General features: G+C 65.0%; 16 protein-coding genes. 13 read left to right on the top strand and 3 right to left on the bottom strand.

Going from position 1 to position 17,186, the window contains the following annotated elements; translation table 11 throughout:
- The first annotated feature begins 17 nt into the window (after positions 1-17).
- The 7 genes from RAD16_RS14935 to phoB all read left to right on the top strand — a co-directional run bounded on the left by RAD16_RS14935 (position 18) and on the right by phoB (position 6,731).
- Positions 18-1,316: an ATP-binding protein gene (locus RAD16_RS14935; protein WP_458158641.1), complete on the top strand. Its 1,299-nt coding sequence runs from the start codon at positions 18-20 to the stop codon at positions 1,314-1,316.
- Between the two features lie 144 nt (positions 1,317-1,460).
- Positions 1,461-2,474 carry a phosphate ABC transporter substrate-binding protein PstS gene (pstS, locus tag RAD16_RS14930; RefSeq protein ID WP_458158640.1) on the top strand — a complete coding sequence of 338 codons (1,014 nt, stop codon included), beginning with the start codon at positions 1,461-1,463 and terminating at the stop codon, positions 2,472-2,474.
- Between the two features lie 147 nt (positions 2,475-2,621).
- A complete protein-coding gene (pstC, locus tag RAD16_RS14925) occupies positions 2,622-3,611 on the top strand; it encodes a phosphate ABC transporter permease subunit PstC (protein ID WP_458158831.1) in 990 nt (329 codons plus the stop codon).
- Position 3,612: 1 nt separating this feature from the next.
- Positions 3,613-4,458 carry a phosphate ABC transporter permease PstA gene (gene pstA, locus RAD16_RS14920; RefSeq protein WP_458158639.1) on the top strand — a complete coding sequence of 282 codons (846 nt, stop codon included), beginning with the start codon at positions 3,613-3,615 and terminating at the stop codon, positions 4,456-4,458.
- Positions 4,455-5,273 (top strand): phosphate ABC transporter ATP-binding protein PstB, encoded by an 819-nt coding sequence (gene pstB / locus RAD16_RS14915; RefSeq protein WP_458158638.1) that lies wholly within the window; start codon positions 4,455-4,457, stop codon positions 5,271-5,273. Before pstA ends, pstB begins: the two co-directional genes overlap by 4 nt.
- Before the next feature lie 11 nt (positions 5,274-5,284).
- Positions 5,285-6,001 carry a phosphate signaling complex protein PhoU gene (phoU, locus tag RAD16_RS14910; protein ID WP_326896254.1) on the top strand — a complete coding sequence of 239 codons (717 nt, stop codon included), beginning with the start codon at positions 5,285-5,287 and terminating at the stop codon, positions 5,999-6,001.
- Between the two features lie 22 nt (positions 6,002-6,023).
- Complete coding sequence (gene phoB, locus RAD16_RS14905) at positions 6,024-6,731, top strand: phosphate regulon transcriptional regulator PhoB (protein ID WP_008143479.1); 708 nt, start codon at positions 6,024-6,026, stop codon at positions 6,729-6,731.
- Between the two features lie 160 nt (positions 6,732-6,891).
- Here phoB and RAD16_RS14900 read toward each other — a convergent pair whose 3' ends face one another.
- Positions 6,892-7,404 (bottom strand): GcrA family cell cycle regulator, encoded by a 513-nt coding sequence (locus RAD16_RS14900; RefSeq protein WP_018644522.1) that lies wholly within the window; start codon positions 7,402-7,404, stop codon positions 6,892-6,894.
- Between the two features lie 455 nt (positions 7,405-7,859).
- Here RAD16_RS14900 and RAD16_RS14895 point away from each other — a divergent pair, with 455 nt between their 5' ends.
- The 3 genes from RAD16_RS14895 to RAD16_RS14885 all read left to right on the top strand — a co-directional run bounded on the left by RAD16_RS14895 (position 7,860) and on the right by RAD16_RS14885 (position 11,294).
- The gene (locus tag RAD16_RS14895) at positions 7,860-9,062 is read left to right on the top strand and encodes an acetylornithine transaminase (protein WP_458158637.1); all 1,203 of its coding nucleotides are present in this window, start codon (positions 7,860-7,862) and stop codon (positions 9,060-9,062) included.
- Positions 9,062-9,997: an ornithine carbamoyltransferase gene (gene argF, locus RAD16_RS14890; RefSeq protein WP_458158636.1), complete on the top strand. Its 936-nt coding sequence runs from the start codon at positions 9,062-9,064 to the stop codon at positions 9,995-9,997. Before RAD16_RS14895 ends, argF begins: the two co-directional genes overlap by 1 nt.
- A gap of 289 nt (positions 9,998-10,286) precedes the next feature.
- The gene (locus tag RAD16_RS14885) at positions 10,287-11,294 is read left to right on the top strand and encodes an Hsp33 family molecular chaperone (RefSeq protein ID WP_458158635.1); all 1,008 of its coding nucleotides are present in this window, start codon (positions 10,287-10,289) and stop codon (positions 11,292-11,294) included.
- A 1,042-nt stretch (positions 11,295-12,336) separates the two neighbouring features.
- On the opposite strand, the gene apaG is transcribed toward RAD16_RS14885, so the two are convergent.
- Positions 12,337-12,729 (bottom strand): Co2+/Mg2+ efflux protein ApaG, encoded by a 393-nt coding sequence (gene apaG / locus RAD16_RS14880; RefSeq protein ID WP_326896850.1) that lies wholly within the window; start codon positions 12,727-12,729, stop codon positions 12,337-12,339.
- A 180-nt stretch (positions 12,730-12,909) separates the two neighbouring features.
- Between apaG and RAD16_RS14875 the strand changes: the two genes are divergently transcribed.
- The 3 genes from RAD16_RS14875 to RAD16_RS14865 are packed head-to-tail and all read left to right on the top strand — an operon-like array spanning position 12,910 to position 15,920.
- On the top strand, positions 12,910-14,145 hold the full coding sequence (locus RAD16_RS14875; protein ID WP_458158634.1) for an OpgC domain-containing protein: 1,236 nt from the start codon (positions 12,910-12,912) through the stop codon (positions 14,143-14,145).
- Positions 14,145-14,924: an SGNH/GDSL hydrolase family protein gene (locus tag RAD16_RS14870; RefSeq protein WP_458158633.1), complete on the top strand. Its 780-nt coding sequence runs from the start codon at positions 14,145-14,147 to the stop codon at positions 14,922-14,924. Before RAD16_RS14875 ends, RAD16_RS14870 begins: the two co-directional genes overlap by 1 nt.
- A gap of 12 nt (positions 14,925-14,936) precedes the next feature.
- Entirely contained in the window at positions 14,937-15,920 is a 984-nt protein-coding gene (locus tag RAD16_RS14865) for an SGNH/GDSL hydrolase family protein (protein WP_458158632.1), read from the top strand.
- 71 nt (positions 15,921-15,991) lie between these two features.
- On the opposite strand, the gene RAD16_RS14860 is transcribed toward RAD16_RS14865, so the two are convergent.
- Positions 15,992-17,179 (bottom strand): O-succinylhomoserine sulfhydrylase, encoded by a 1,188-nt coding sequence (locus tag RAD16_RS14860; protein WP_458158631.1) that lies wholly within the window; start codon positions 17,177-17,179, stop codon positions 15,992-15,994.
- Positions 17,180-17,186 lie beyond the last annotated feature (7 nt).

Raw genomic sequence — 17,186 nt, 5'->3', positions numbered from 1 at the left:
AGGAGAAGCCCGCCCCGATGGCGATCGACGCCCCTTCTTCGGCCACCGCGCAGCCCTGGTCTGACCGGCTGCGGCACTCGACGATCATCCTGATCGCTGCGGCGCTGGCGCTGTCGATCGTGGTGTCGCTCGGCGAATTGTCGGCGCTGCACGCCATCGCCGTGTTCCTCTGCATCGCCGCCGCGGCGCTGATCCCCTGGCGCCTGCACGATGCGGCCGCCTCGCGCGACGATGTCCGGCGCATCAATCCGGTCGAGAGCGCGGCGGTGGCCGCGGTCGTTGCCGGCATGCCGGATCCCGCGGTGCTGCTCGACCGCGCCGGCCGTGTCATCCATCTCAATGCCGCAGCCGCCCAGCTCGCGCCGGCGCTGCGCCGGAACGAGCTCGCCCAGTTCGCGCTGCGCTCGCCGGAGATCATCACGGCGCTGCGCGAGTCGATCGCGACCACCGAGCCGCGGCGCGCGACCTATCTCGACCACGTCCCGGTCGATCGCTGGATGGAACTGATCATCACGCCGGTGCCGGTGCCGACCTCGTTCGGCGGCGCCGACAAATGCATGCTGATGACCTTCCACGACCAGACGCCGCTGCGCCGGGTCGAGGAGATGCGCGCCGACTTCGTCGCCAATGCCAGCCACGAGCTGCGCACGCCGCTGGCCGCGCTGTCCGGCTTCATCGACACGCTGCAGGGCCAGGCCAAGGACGATCCGAAGGCGCGCGAGCGCTTCCTCGGCATCATGCACAATCAGGCCACCCGCATGGCGCGCCTGATCGACGATCTGCTCTCGCTGTCGCGGGTCGAGCTGTCGGCCCATGTGCGGCCGGACACGCTGGTCGACCTGCTGCCGATCATCCGCCAGGTCGCCGACGGGCTCGAGCCGCTCGCCCGGGAACGCCAGGTCGAGGTCGAGATCCATCTGCCGGAGCCGCCGGTGATGATCGCCGGCGACCGCGAGGAGCTGCTCCGCCTGTTCGAGAATTTGATCGAGAACGCGCTCAAATACGGCGCTTCGGGCGGGCGTGTCATCGTATCGCTGACCACACCGGCGGCCACTGATGGAACTCAGGAAATCCGGGTCATGGTCCGCGACTTCGGTCCCGGCATCGCGCCCGAGCACCTGCCGCGGCTGACCGAGCGGTTCTACCGGGTCGATGTCGGCGACAGCCGCTCGCAGGGCGGCACGGGGCTCGGATTATCGCTGGTGAAACATATTCTTAACCGTCATCGCGGCCGGCTTTTGATCGAAAGCGTGCCCCGGCAGGGCGCCACTTTCACCGCCTGTTTTCCCCAGGCGAAGACTCCCGTATCGGCATAAATACCAAGCGATTTCAATCGCTTGGTTATGTCATCCGACTGTCACGAAACCTTCGTAAAAGCACAGCCGATCGCTCCTAAAGGGGCGACGCGGGGAGCGCGATCGGGCGCGGATGGCGCTTCGTTCCCCTGTATGGAGACCAGCATGAATTTCATCAAAACGATCGTCGCTGCCGGCTTGGTCGCCGCCACGACGACGGCGGCCTTTGCCGCCGATATCACGGGTGCCGGTGCGACCTTCCCGTTCCCGATCTATTCGAAGTGGGCTGACGCCTACAAGAAGGAGACCGGCAACGGTCTGAACTACCAGTCGATCGGCTCCGGCGGCGGCATCAAGCAGATCCAGGCCAAGACCGTGACCTTCGGCGCCAGCGACGCGCCGCTCAAGGCCGAGCAGCTCGAGAAGGACGGCCTCGTCCAGTGGCCGATGGTGATGGGCGCGATCGTTCCGGTCGTCAACATCGAGGGCGTCAAGGCCGGCGAGCTCGTGTTCGACGGCGAGACCCTCGCCAGCATCTATCTCGGCAAGATCACCAAGTGGGACGACGCCGCGATCAAGAAGCTCAATCCCAACGCCAAGCTGCCCTCGGAAGCGATCACCGTGGTCCGCCGCTCGGACGGTTCGGGCACCACCTTCAACTTCACCAACTACCTCTCCAAGGCCTCCGCGGACTGGAAGAGCAAGGTCGGTGAGGGCACCGCGGTCGAGTGGCCGGTCGGCGTCGGCGCCAAGGGCAACGAAGGCGTGTCGGGCAACATCAGCCAGACCAAGAACTCGATCGGTTACGTCGAGTACGCCTATGCCAAGCAGAACAAGCTGACCTACACTGGTCTCGTCAACAAGTCCGGCAAGCCGGTGCAGCCGACCGTCGAAGCCTTCCAGGCGGCCGCTTCCAACGCCGACTGGGCCAAGGCTCCCGGCTACTACGTCATCCTGACCGACCAGCCCGGCGACAAGTCCTGGCCGATCACGGCGGCGACCTTCATCCTCATGCACAAGGAAGCCACCGACAAGGCGGCCTCGCAGGAAGCCATCAAGTTCTTCCGCTGGGCCTTCAAGAACGGCGGCAAGGCGGCTGAGGAGCTGGACTACATCCCGATGCCCGAGGGCGTCGTGACCCTGATCGAGAAGACCTGGGCTGCCGAGATCAAGAGCTAAGCTCTTTCTTGCCAAGCACGGTGCGGTCCGAAACGACCGCGCCGTGAACCGCACGACTTCTACCCCGGATCGGCATCGTGCCGCATCCGGGGCACCAGACCAAAAACAAGCGTGTATAAACGGGTACAGGGGATCGGCGTGGCAGAGATGGCCGTTCAGAGCGATATCGTCGACGACGCCGGACCGTATGACCGCGCCAAGGCGTTGAGCGCGTTCAAAGTCGGCGACCTCACATTTTACTGGATCACGCGCCTCAGCGCGATCTCGGTGCTGCTGATCCTCGGCGGCATCATCGTGTCGCTGATCGTCGGCGCCTTCCCGGCGATGAAGGAATACGGGTTCTCCTTCCTGTGGACGCAGCGCTGGGCGCCGTCGGCAGATCCCCCCGTGCTCGGCGCGCTCGGACCGATCTACGGCACGCTGGTGACCTCGTTCATCGCGATGCTGATCGCCATTCCGGTCGGTCTCGGCATCGCCATCTTCCTCACCGAGCTCTGCCCGCAATGGGCGCGCCGCCCGATCGGCATGGCGATCGAGCTGCTCGCCGGTATCCCCTCGATCATCTACGGCATGTGGGGCTTCTTCGTGTTGGGTCCGTTCCTGGCCAACACGTTCCAGCCCTTCATGATCAAGATCTTCGACGGCATTCCGGTGCTGGGCGCGATCTTCGCCGGTCCGCCGTCCTATCTCAGCCTGTTCAATGCCGCGCTGATCCTCGCCATCATGGTGCTGCCCTTCATCACCTCGATCTCGGTCGACGTGTTCAAGACGGTACCGCCGGTGCTGAAGGAAGCCGCCTACGGCGTCGGCTGCACCACCTGGGAAGTGGTCCGCAGCGTGGTGATCCCCTACACCCGCGTCGGCGTCATCGGCGGCGTCATGCTGGCGCTCGGCCGCGCGCTCGGCGAGACCATGGCGGTGACCTTCATCATCGGCAACTCGTTCCGCATCTCGTCGTCGATCTTCGCACCCGGCACCACGATCTCGGCGGCGATCGCCTCCGAGTTCGCCGAGAGCGACGGCCTGCATCAGTCCGGCCTGATCCTGCTCGGCCTGCTGCTGTTCGTGCTGACGTTCTTCGTGCTCGCGGCCGCACGCTTGATGCTGCTGCGTCTCGAAAAGAAGGCGGGGAAGTAACATGAACCCGATTTACGCCCGCCGCCGCCGCATGGACATCGTCATCCGTGCGCTGTGCCTCGCCGCTGCCGCCTTCGGCGTCACCTGGCTCGCGCTGATCCTGCTGACGCTGTTCTACAACGGCCTCGCCGGGCTCAACCTGCAGGTCTTTACCGAAAATACCCCGCCGCCCGGCTCGACCGACGGCGGCCTGCTCAACGCGATCGTCGGCTCGCTGATCATGACCGTGCTCGGCGTCGGCATCGGCGCGCCGCTCGGCCTGTTCGCCGGCACCTATCTCGCCGAGTACGGCCGCAACGACAAGCTGACCTCGGTGATCCGCTTCATCAACGACATCCTGCTGTCGGCGCCCTCGATCATCATCGGCCTGTTCATCTACGGCGCGGTGGTGGTGCCGATGCGCGGCTTCTCGGCGATCGCCGGCTGCCTCGCGCTCGCCGTGATCGTCATCCCGGTGGTGCTGCGCACGACCGAGGACATGCTGCTGCTGGTGCCGAACGCATTGCGCGAGGCGGCCTCCGCGCTCGGCCTGCCGCGCTCGCTGGTGATCAAGCGGATCGCCTATCGTGCGGCCCGCTCGGGTCTGATCACCGGCGTGATGCTAGCGACCGCCCGCGTCGCCGGCGAGACCGCGCCGCTGCTGTTCACCGCGCTGTCGAACCAGTTCTTCAGCCTCAGCCTGAACAAGACGATGGCCAACCTGCCGGTGACCATCAACAACTTCGTCCAGAGCCCCTACGCCTATTGGAAGCAGCTCGCCTGGAGCGGCGCGCTGCTGATCACGTTGACCGTGCTTGCCCTGAACATTGGCGCGCGCATCCTGAGCGCCGAGAGGACTGCAAAATGAGCGAAATGTCTGTTTCCGTGAGTACGCCCGTTCAGCCCGGCTCGCAGCCGTTGCCGGAAGCGCCCGCCAAGGTGACGGTGCGCAACCTCAACTTCTATTACGGCGACCACCATGCGCTGAAGAACATCAACCTGTCGCTCGGCACCAACCGCGTGACGGCGTTCATCGGCCCGTCGGGCTGCGGGAAGTCGACCCTGCTGCGCATCTTCAACCGGATGTACGACCTCTATCCGGGCCAGCGCGTCACCGGTCAGCTCATGCTCGACCAGACCAATATCCTCGACCCCAAGTTGGATCTCAATCTGCTGCGCGCCCGCGTCGGCATGGTGTTCCAGAAGCCGACGCCGTTCCCGATGACGATCTACGAGAACATCGCCTTCGGCATCCGTCTCTATGAGAAGATCTCGAAGTCGGAGATGGACGACCGCGTCGAGAAGGCGCTGCGCGGCGGCGCGCTGTGGAACGAGGTCAAGGACAAGCTCAACGCCTCCGGCCTGTCGCTCTCCGGCGGCCAGCAGCAGCGCCTCTGCATCGCCCGCACCGTCGCGGTGCGCCCCGAGGTGATCCTGTTCGACGAGCCCTGCTCGGCGCTCGATCCGATCTCGACCGCCAAGGTCGAGGAGCTGATCCAGGAACTGTCCGAGAACTACACGATCGCGATCGTCACCCACAACATGCAGCAGGCGGCGCGTGTCTCCGACAAGACCGCCTTCATGTATCTCGGCGAGCTCATCGAGTTCGACGACACCAGCAAGATCTTCACGTCGCCGACCGACCGGCGTACGCAGGATTACATCACCGGCCGGTTCGGCTGAGGAGACGGAACATGGGTTCTGAACATACCGCAAAGGCCTTCGACACCGACCTCCAGGAGCTCACCCGCCTGGTCGCCGAGATGGGCGGCATCGCCGAACGCTTGATCGTCGATTCCGTCGACGCGCTGATCCGCCGCGACGTCCCGCTCGGCCAGCGCGTCGTCACCGCCGACGCCGATATCGACGCGCTGCAGAAAAAGATCGAGGAGCGCGCCGTGCTCACCATCGCGCGCCGTCAGCCGATGGCCGTCGACCTTCGCGAGATCGTCGGCGCCATGCGCGTCGCGACCGATCTCGAGCGGATCGGCGACCTCGCCAAGAACATGGGCAAGCGCGTTGCCGCGCTCGATGCCGACTTCCATCCGCTGAAGCTGTTCCGCGGCCTGGAGCACATGACCGACCTCGTGCAGCAGCAGGTCAAGTCGGTGCTGGACGCCTATGCCGCGCACGATCTGCCGGCGGCGATGGCGGTGTGGAAGGGCGACGAGGAAGTCGACGCCATCTGCACCTCGCTGTTCCGCGAGCTCCTCACCTACATGATGGAGGATCCGCGCAACATCTCGTTCTGCATCCATCTGATGTTCTGCGCCAAGAACATCGAGCGCATCGGCGACCACGCCACCAACATCGCCGAGACCGTGTTCTATATGATCGAGGGCCAGGCGATCACCGACAAGCGGCCGAAGGGCGACATGACGACCTTCGCCACGACGGTCCCGAATACCTGATTAGCTAAGGAGCGACGACCCCATGGGCGCACGCATTATGGTGGTTGAGGACGAGGAAGCTCTCACCGAGCTGCTTCGCTACAACCTCGAAGGCGACGGCTATGACGTGGAGACGGTGATGCGCGGCGACGATGCCGACACCCGTCTCAAGGAGCACATCCCCGATCTGATCGTGCTCGACTGGATGCTGCCGGGCCTCTCCGGCATCGAGCTGTGCCGCCGGCTTCGCACCCGGCCCGAGACCAAGCAGCTCCCGATCATCATGCTCACCGCGCGCGGTGAGGAGAGCGAGCGGGTGCGCGGTCTTGCGACCGGTGCCGACGACTACATCGTCAAGCCGTTCTCGGTGCCGGAGCTGCTGGCCCGCGTGAAGGGCCTGCTGCGGCGTGCCAGCCCCGAGCGGCTCGCCACGGTGCTCGCCTATGGCGACATCGAGCTCGATCGCGACAAGCGCCGCGTGGCACGTTCGGGCCGGCCGATCGATCTCGGCCCGACCGAATATCGCCTGCTGGAGTTCTTCCTGGAGCATCCCGGCCGCGTGTTCTCGCGCGAGCAGCTGCTCGACAGCGTCTGGGGCCGCGACATCTACATCGACGAACGCACCGTCGATGTGCATATCGGCCGCCTGCGCAAGCTGCTCAATCTCGGCCGCGAGCAGGATCCGATCCGCACCGTCCGCGGCGCCGGCTACGCGCTCGACGATCGCTTCGCCAAGGCTGAGCAGACTTAAAGAGTCTGAGCAGCCTTAAAGTGGCTGAGCAGACGGGGGCTGAGCAAACGTAAAAACGGCTGCAAGCAAGCCAAATAAAAAGCGCGCCACCTGGCGCGCTTTTTTATGTCTCGATCGTCGTCCCAGCCGTGTGCCGGGACGATGTCGTCTGAAGCCGTGCTCAGCGCGTGCCGGGCTTGGCCGGTGCGCGGCGGCGATCCGCCGCGGGCTGATACGCCACCCGCGAGTGCTGGGCGCAATAGGGCAGGCCGGAAAGGGCCTTGCCGCCGCAGAAGAAGAAATCCGGGCTGGAGGGATCGCCGACCGGCCAGTGGCAGGTCGCCTCGTTCAGCTCCAGCAGCGACAGCCGCTGGCTCATCGGCACCACGTTGTCGTAGGTGACCGGTTCGGCCTCGACCTCGACCTCGAAGGCCTGCGCCAGCGCGGTGTTGCCGCGCGCGATCGGCCGGCTCACCCGCATCATATGCTGCGCGGGACGCGCCTTGCGCGGCCGGGGAGCCGCCGACGAGGGGCTCTTGGCGCGGCCGGACAGGCCGAGCCTGTGCACCTTGCCGATCACGGCATTACGGGTCACGTTGCCGAGCTCGGCCGCAATCTGGCTGGCCGAAAGTCCGGCCTCCCAGAGCTTTTTAAGCTGCTCGACGCGATCGTCGGACCAGGTCAAAACCGTCATTGCACCCTTTCCCTCGCCGTACGGCCGCCATCCTGGCGCCATGCGGCGAATGCCTAAGCCTCGAAAAACCCGTGCCGTCAGAATCCCTTAAGGCTCGCCGGGCGCAGCTGGAACGCCCGAACGTTTACGCCGGTACATGAGGACTTAGAGGATCAGAAACACTGCACGAGATGTCGTATCTGACAAGCCAAACGCTACAATATGGCGTGACTCACGCGCAAGAGTCCGCCGACTCGCTTCCACATGTTCCGTGGCAAAAACCCCGCTAATTCGGCACCGCAAGACTACGGATTCAGCGTTTCGCGAGGCTTTCGGGCGGCATTGACACCGGTATCACCAGGCATAAGATAGTGACACGTGCCGCCCTTAAAAGGCGGCACGTTTCGTTTTCCGGGCCGGTTGATGGTGCGTTGCGCAATGCACGCTCACGCCGTCCGCAACATCAAGTGATCGTCATGACTAACAGCGCAGCGCCGCATTTGCTCCCCGTTTTCGCCAGGGCCGACCTCGGTTTCGAGCGCGGCGAAGGCTGCTGGCTGATTGCGACCAACGGCGACCGCTATCTCGACTTTACCTCCGGCGTTGCGGTGAACGCGCTCGGCCACGCCCATCCCGCGCTGGTCAAGGCCTTGCAGGAGCAGGCGACGAAGCTCTGGCATATGTCGAACCTGTTCCAGAGCCCCGATGGCGAGAAGCTCGCCGCGCGCCTGTGCAGCGAGAGCTTTGCGGACTTCGTGTTCTTCTGCAATTCCGGCGCCGAAGCGCTGGAGGGCGTGATCAAGCTGGTCCGCCATCATCACTTCTCCAAGGGACATCCGGAGCGCTATCGCATCATCACCTTCGAAGGCGCCTTCCATGGCCGCACGCTGGCAACGCTGGCCGCGACGGGATCGGCAAAATATCTCGAAGGCTTTGGTCCGCCGATGGACGGTTTCGACCAGATCCCGCACGGTGACATCGAGGCCGTGAAGAAGGCGATCGGCCCGCAGACCGCCGGCATCCTGATCGAGCCGATCCAGGGCGAGGGCGGCGTGCGTTCGGCAACGCCTGCGTTCCTCAAGGCGCTGCGCCAGCTCTGCGACGAGAAGGGCCTGCTGCTCGCCTTCGACGAGGTGCAGACCGGCATGGGCCGCGCCGGCGATCTGTTCGCCCATCGGCGCACCGGCGTCACGCCCGACGTGATGTCGCTGGCGAAGGCGCTCGGCGGCGGCTTTCCGATCGGCGCGGTGCTCGCGACCGCGGAGGCGGCGTCCGGCATGGGCCCCGGTTCGCACGGCTCGACCTTCGGCGGCAATCCGCTGGCGATCTCGGCTGCGAACGCCGTGCTCGACGTCATGCTCAAGCCCGGCTTCTTCGACCACGTGCAGAAGATGTCGCTGCTGCTCAAGCAGAAGCTCGCCTCCGTCATCGACCGGCATCCTGATGTCGTCTGCGAAGTGCGCGGCGAAGGGTTGCTGATCGGCATCAAGGCTGTCGTGCCGTCCGGCGATCTCGTCGCGGCGCTGCGCAACGAAAAGCTGCTCACGGTCGGCGCCGGCGACAATGTCGTGCGTTTCCTGCCGCCCTTGATCGTCAGCGAGGCCGAGATCGAGGACAGCGTCGGGCGGCTGGAGCGCGCCTGCACTGCGCTTGCCGGCAACAAGAGGGCGGCAAGCTGATGAGCAAGTCCCCCAATAAAACACCGAAGCACTTCCTCGACATCGACGAGCTGCCGCTGTCGGAGCTCAAGAGCATGCTCGACGCCTCCTCCGCCATGAAGGCGAAGCAGAAGGCGCATCAGCCGGTCAGGCCCCTCGAAGGCAAGACGCTGGCGATGATCTTCGAGCGTCCCTCGACGCGGACGCGCGTCTCGTTCGACGTCGCCATGCGCCAGCTCGGCGGCGAGCCCATCATGCTCACCGGCGCCGAGATGCAGCTCGGCCGCGGCGAGACCATTGCCGACACCGCGCGCGTGCTGTCGCGCTATGTCGATGCCATCATGATCCGCATCCTCAACCACGATGCGCTGCTCGAGCTTGCGGCCAACGCGACCGTGCCCGTCATCAACGGCCTGACGCGGCGCTCGCATCCCTGCCAGGTGATGGCGGACCTCCTGACCTATCAGGAGCATCGCGGCCCGATCGAGGGCCGGACGGTGGCCTGGACCGGCGACGACAACAACGTGCTGGCGTCGTGGGCCCATGCGGCCGAGCGCTTCAAATTCCAGCTCAATGTCGCAACCCCTCCGGAGCTCTCGCCGAAAAAGGTGATGCGCGACTGGATCAAGGCGACCGGCGCGCCGATCGTGCTCGGCACCGATCCCGAGGCCGCCGTGAAGGGCGCCGACTGCGTCGTCACCGACACCTGGGTGTCGATGGGCGACAAGGAGGGCGAGCATCGCCACAACGTGCTCAAGCCCTACCAGGTCAATTCCAAGCTGATGTCGCTGGCCAAGCCCGACGCGCTGTTCATGCACTGCCTGCCGGCTCATCGCGGCGAGGAAGTCACGGATGAGGTGATCGACGGCCCGCAATCGGTCGTGTTCGACGAAGCCGAGAACCGCCTGCACGCGCAGAAGGGCATTTTGGCCTGGTGCTTCGACGCGGTGAAGTAGCACTTGTAGCCCGGATGGAGCGCAAGCGAAATCCGGGTACTCAAGTCGCGGTAAGACCTCCCCGGATTGCGCGGAGCCTGTCATCGGGCGGCGCTCCGCGCCGACCAGTTGGCTCCATCCGGGCTACGCGGGCTACGACGTCATCCTGTGGCTATGGGTCCCGTATCAGCGCGTTGCGCGCCCCGGGATGACATCGAATTTGCAGGATCATGTGCGATCATAACTGCATCCGGAACACACCACCCACGCGCCCCTTCCATTTCCGCCCTCCGACCCCAGATAAAGCGCCATGGTTTTTCAATCCCCTGACATGAAAACCGGGCCTGAAGGCCCGGTTCGCGCGCCATCAGCGGTTCCGATTGACGACGCTGTGCTGCCCTACGAGGTCGACGCGCTCGACGTGCGCGGTCGCCTGGTGCGGCTCGGCCCTGCGCTCGACGAGATCCTGACCAAGCATGATTATCCCGCGCCGGTGGGCAAGCTGCTCGGCGAGGCCATCGTGCTGACGACGCTGCTCGGCTCGGCACTGAAGTTCGAGGGCCGCTTCATCCTCCAGGCCCAGACCGACGGTCCGGTGTCGTTCCTGGTAGTGGACTATCAGGCGCCGGATCGCCTCCGCGCCTATGCGCGCTTCGATGCTGCGCGTCTCGGTGACGCCAAGGACTCCGGCACGCTGCTCGGCCGCGGCCATCTCGCCATGACCATCGACCAGGGGCCCGACATGAGCCGCTACCAGGGTCTGGTCGCGCTCGATGGCGGTGGACTGGAAGAGGCCGCCCACGAATATTTCCTGCGCTCCGAGCAGATCCCGACCAAGGTGCGCCTTGCGGTCGGCGAGGAATGGCGCTCGAGCGACGGCGGCAAGCACCGCTGGCGCGCCGGTGGCATGCTGATGCAATTCCTGCCCAAGGCGCCCGAGCGCGCGCGGCAGGCCGACTTGCATCCCGGCGATGCGCCCGAAGGTGCCGAGGTGCACAGCGTTGCCGAAGACGACGCCTGGGTCGAGGCGCGCTCGCTGATCGAGACCGTCGAGGACGTCGAGCTGATCGATCCGGAGCTGTCCGGCGAACGGCTGCTCTACCGCCTCTTCCACGAGCGCGGCGTGCGCGTGTTCAATCCGCTCGCGCTGAAGGCGCAATGCTCCTGCTCGCGCAATGCGGTCGCATCCATGCTGAAGAGCTTTTCGCCCGACGACCGCGCCGCCATGGTCAAGGACGACAAGGTCGTCGTGACGTGTGAGTTTTGCTCGTCGGTGTATCAGTTCACGCCGGACGAGGCGGGCGTCGAAGACGCATAGGTGGTGCCGTCCCGTAGCCCGGGTGAGCGAAGCGATACCCGGGGCCACTGTCGCTTGAGGCAAGGCCCCGGATGTCGCTTCGCTCATCCGGGCTACGAGATCTTGCCCGACGGGCAAAACACCCCGCGACGCTGTCAATCTGCGCCCGCAAAAATATTCCACTTTACCGAAATTCGGAAATGGCGTATCTCTCGCCCATCCCGGCTCATCCTTGAGGGGCGATCGTGTGGTCGTCACGATACGCGAGCCGGGCTTGCGATGGACGCGGCAGCGTCGGGCATGAGAAGTTAAGGGCAGGGCGGATTGCTCTCCGTGAGCCCAAAACTCCGTGCGGACGAACGGCGCTGTCAGGTTCGTTTCGCCAGTAAGTTTCCGGCTCCGTCGACAGGGCCGGGAAAACTGCGGCGAGGAACGAGCCGTGCGTACGGCAAAACCGTGTGGTCCTGGCCGTCGTTGCTACGGTCAAGCTTTCGTGGATGCGGCATCAGCGTCAACCGGCGCGGTGCCGGCGACTTTCGCGAAGGTGAGGGAGGCCAAAGGGAACTCGGCTCCTGGGAGAGCACGGCATAAGCCGTCCAACCATCGCGCAGGGAAGGCCGTGTGTTGGGCTTCACCTGTATGCTGCTGTGCGGTCTCTTTGCGCTACCTTTCGCGCAGCAGACCGCGGGTGCCAGCCGGCACCCGGCCTTCCCTGCGCCCTCTTGGATGAGAGGGTGGAATGATTAGCAAAGCTCGGGTGAGATCAGCCGCGAGAACGCGAAGGCGTGTCTTTGATGAACCGCGCACAATTCCATGACCGTCACCCCCGCGCAATGGCGAGGCCATTGTCGCTGGAGGCGCGCGCTCTGCGGCGCATCGCGCCGCTGAGCAAGCCTCGAAGGGCGACAGCCCGGCTGCATCGTGGCCGCTCATCCTTCGAGGCTCCCCATGGGACGCGTTGCGTCCCATGCCTCGCACCTCCAGCGACAACCGCTTCGCGGTTGCGCGAGGATGACGGAGCTAGCAGGGCCGTCATTGCTGTGCGTGGCACCGAGGCATGCCGCTAATTCAACACCCGCTTATTATCCGGGCTGTCCAGCGAGAACGTCGGCACGTCGATCTCGAAGCGTTCGCCGGTTTCGCTGACCATCTGATAGCGGCCGGTCATGAAGCCGGAGGCGGTGGAGAGCGGCACGCCGGAGGTATATTCGAAGCGCTCGCCGGGGGCGAGCGTCGGCTGCTCGCCGACCACGCCTTCGCCCCTGACCTCCTGCTGGCGGCCGGTGGCGTCGGTGATGATCCAGTACCGCGTCTTGAGCTGCACGGTCTCGTCGCCCGAATTGGTGATCACGATGGTGTAGGACCAGAAATAGCGCGAGCGGTCAGCCGACGACTGCTCCGGAACAAAGTTCGGCTCGACGGTCACTTCGATCTGGCGGGTCACGGCGCGGTACATGCCGCCATCATAACGAAAACCCGGCCGGGAACCAAACGCCGCAGGGCGGCTTTCCTGACATCCTCCCGCCCGATTTGGCGCGGAAGTACGCCCAATGTGATCCGGTGCGCTTTGCGAGACAACCGCCGGACCTGTACACTCCTTAACGCGTCGCGATCTGTGGAAGGGTTTCGGACCCCGATGACCATTGCCGACCAAGTGACGGGAGCGCCGGTCGCGGCAACCGCGACACCGCGCGCCGCCGCACCGGCCATCTCGCTGCCTGCGATCGGCGAGCGCGAGCTCCGGCTCGATCTGTTCCGCGGGCTCGCGCTGTGGCTGATCTTCATCGACCATCTGCCGTCGAGTCTCCTGACCTGGTTCACGATCCGCAATTACGGCTTCAGCGACGCCACCGAGATCTTCATCTTCATCTCCGGTTACACCGCCGCCTTCGTCTACGGCCGTGCGATGCTGGAGAGCGGCGTCGTCATCGCCACCGCGCGCATCCTGCGACGGGTCTGGCAGATCTACGTCGCCCACGTCTTCCTGTTCACGATCTTCCTCGCCGAGATCTCCTATGTGGCGACCAGCTTCGAGAACCCGCTCTACACCGAAGAGATGGGGATCATGGATTTCCTCAAGCAGCCCGATGTCACCATCGTGCAGGCGCTGCTGCTGCGCTTCCGTCCCGTCAACATGGACGTGCTGCCGCTGTATATCGTCCTGATGCTGGCGCTGCCGCTGATCCTGTGGTCGATGAAGTGGAAGCCCGACCTCACGCTCGCGCTGTCCGCCGTGCTCTACGCGGTGACCTGGGAATACGACCTCTACTTCTCCGCCTATCCGAACGGCTTCTGGGCGTTCAATCCGCTGGCCTGGCAATTGCTTTTCGTCTTCGGTGCATGGTGTGCGCTCGGAGGTGCGCGGCGCATGGCGCGTATTCTGGCTTCGCCGGTGACGATGTGGATCGCGATCGCCTATATCGTGGCGGCGTTCTACGTGACGCTGACCTGGTATGTGCCGCAACTGTCGCATCTGATGCCGAAGCGGCTCGAGCAATGGATGTATCCGATCGACAAGACTGACCTCGACGTGTTGCGCTTCACGCATTTCCTGGCGCTGGCCGCGCTCACCGTGCGCTTCCTGCCGCGCGATTGGCCGGGCCTCAAATCGCCCTGGCTGCGGCCGCTGATCCTGTGCGGCTCCCATTCCCTCGAGATCTTCTGCCTCGGCGTCTTCCTCGCCTTCGCCGGCCATTTCATCCTGGCCGAAGTCTCCGGCGGCGCAGCCATGCATGCGCTGATTAGTCTCTCCGGAATCCTGATCATGTGGGGCGTTGCATGGGTGATTTCGTGGTACAAGCGCGTGGCTGACAAGAGCGGTGCGAAAACCAAAAACGCCGTCGGCAACGCCGATCTGGCGGGAGGGGGCTGATGAAGGCGAAGGTTCTCCTGAGCCTGATCCTGCTATGCGGTGGCCTCGCCGCGCCCCAGGCGCGCGCGGGCGATGCTGCGCCTGCAGATCCAGCCGTGCCGCCGGCCTGCGAATTGCCGTCCTATCTGCTCACCAGCGAAAGCCAGCTTCCCAAGGTCGCCGAGGCCGTCAAATCCGGCAAACCGCTTGAAATCCTGGTCATCGGCACCGGCTCGACCCGGATTCCAGCCTCCGAGGACGCGTCCTATCCGGCGCGGATGCAGGCGATCTTGAAGGAGAAGCTGGCGCCGACCGAGGCCGTGCACGTCTCCGTAGAAATACAGAGCAAGAAGACGGCCGAGGAGGCGGCCGGAACCTTCGTTAAGCTGATGGAAGCAAAAAGGCCTACTTTGGTCATCTGGCAGACCGGGACCGTGGATGCTATGCGATCCATCGATCCCGATGATTTTCGTGGCGCGGTGACCGAAGGTGTTGTCGCGTTGCAGCAAGCGGGGGCTGATGTCGTCTTGATGAATTTGCAGTACAGCCCGCGCACGGAGACCATGATCTCGGTGCCGCCTTACCTCGATAATCTGAAGGTGGTGGCGCAGGAGCACGATATTCCGTTGTTCGACCGTTTCGCGATGATGCGTCAGTGGAGCGACCAGGGTCAGTTCGACCTGTTCAATCCCGCGCACGGACCGGAGTTGGCGAAACGAGTCCATGATTGCCTTGGCCGGGCGTTGGCACAGTTCGTGGTCGACGCAGCCCATCTGGGCCCGGCCCAGCAGCAAAATTGAGGTCTAGCGTTAATGAGTTCTCTCCGCCCTTTTTGCCTGACGGCATGGCCGGCTGCATCTGCAGCGGCCCTGCTGCTGTTGCTGTCGCCGGTATCGCAGTCGCGCGCGCAGGCGCAAGCCGCGCAGGCGACGCCCTCGCCGGCACAGCCCGCTAATCCCGCCCAGACCACGGTCGCCGCGACCCAGCCGACCGCGCAACAGCGCGGCGTCACCTCGCGCGCCATCGACAAGGTGAAGGAGGTCGCCAAATCCGCCGGCGACATCTTCAGCCGCGTGCCGTGTCTCGCGCCGAAGGGCGACTCGAAGACCATGGGCTCGCTGCCGCATGTCGCGGCAAAACTCGTTGCAGGCAAGCCCGTCGTGATCGTCGCATTCGGTTCGTCCTCCACTGCGGGCTATGGCGCGACCTCGCCGGAGTTCAACTATCCGAACCGTCTCGCTGCGCAGTTGCGGCGGAAATATCCGACCGCCGACATCACCGTCATCAATGCCGGCGTCGGCGGCGAGGACGCGCCCGAGATGATGAAGCGCCTCCAGAAGGAGGTGATCGACGTGCATCCGGATCTCGTGATCTGGCAGGTCGGCACCAACGCGGTGCTGCGCAACCTCGATCCCGGCGACACCGCCAAGATGGTCGAGGACGGCATCTCCCACATCCAGGCTGCCGGCGGCGCCGACATCGTGCTGGTCGATCCGCAATATTCGCCGGCCGTGAACCAGCGGCCCGAGAGCGCCGGCAAGATGGTGAAGCTGCTCGGCAAGGTCGCCGAGCTCCGTCACGTCGGCATCTTCCCGCGCTTCGAGGTGATGCGCGACTGGCACGAGAAGCAGGCGATCCCGGTCGAGAGCTTTGTGATCGCCGACGGCCTCCACATGAACGATTGGGGCTATGCCTGCTTCGCCCAGCTGCTCGGCGACGACATCATCCGCTCTGTCGGCCAGATCCAGCTCGGCGTGAACGTGCCCGCGGACGTGCGGGCGTATCGGCCGATGTAGAGGCGAATAGGGAATGGCGAGTAGCGAATAGGGATTGATCTATTCGCTACTCACTATTCGCCATTCGCCCGTCACGCCCTCTCCAGCGCCGCCGTCAGATCCTCGATCAGATCATCGGCGTGCTCCAGCCCTGCGGAGAAGCGGATAAAGCCCTCGCTGATGCCGAGCGCGGCGCGATCCTCCGGCTTCAGGCGCTGATGCGTCGTGGTGGCCGGATGCGTCACGAGGCTCTTGGCGTCGCCGAGATTGTTCGAGATCTTCGCCAGCTTGAGCTCGTTGAGCACGCGGAACGCGGCCGCCTTGCCGCCCTTGACCTCGAAGCCGACCAGCGTCGAGCCGCCGCGCATCTGCTTCTTCACCAGCGCGGCCTGCGGATGATCGGCGCGGCCAGGATAGACCAGCCGCGAAATCTTCGGATGGCTCGCCAGCACGTCGGCGATGCGCGCCGCGCTCTCGGTCTGCGCGCGCACGCGCACGCCCAGCGTCTCCAGGCCCTTGAGCAGGACCCAGGCGTTGAACGGCGAGATCGACGGGCCGGTCTGGCGCATGAAGTTATGAATGTGCTCGGCGATGAAGGCTTCCGACGACAGGATGATGCCGCCGAGACAGCGGCCCTGGCCGTCGATGTGCTTGGTCGCGGAGTACACGACGACGTCGGCCCCTAACGCGAGCGGGCTCTGCCAGATCGGCGTCGCAAACACGTTGTCGACGACGAGCCGCGCGCCGCCTTTGTGCGCGATCTCGGCGATGCCGGGAATGTCGAGCACGTCGAGCGTCGGATTGGTCGGGCTCTCCAGGAAGAACGTCTTGGTGTTGGGCTTCACCGCGCGCTGCCATTCATCGAGATTGGCACCATCGACCAGCGTGGTCTCGATGCCGTAGCGCGGCAGCAGGTCCTGGATGACGTAGAGACACGAGCCGAACAGCGCGCGGGAGGCGACGACGTGATCGCCGGCTTTCAGCGGCGCCAGGATCGCGGTGGTGACCGCCGCCATGCCGGTCGCGGCCGAACGCGCCGCTTCGGCGCCTTCGAGCTCGATCATGCGGCGCTCGAACATCGCGATGGTCGGGTTGGAGTAGCGCGAATAGATGAAGCCGGGATCCTCGCCCTTGAACCGCGCCTCGCACTCCTCGGCGCTGTTGTAGACGTAGCCCTGGGTCAGGAACAGCGCCTCCGACGTCTCGCCATATTGCGAGCGCAGGGTGCCGGAATGGACCAGGCGGGTTTCGGGACGGTAGGTGGCAGGCGACTTCGACATAGGACCC

It is taken from the genome of Bradyrhizobium sp. 18BD (assembly GCF_054185225.1).
This window is presented reverse-complemented; position numbering and strand designations above follow the sequence as displayed.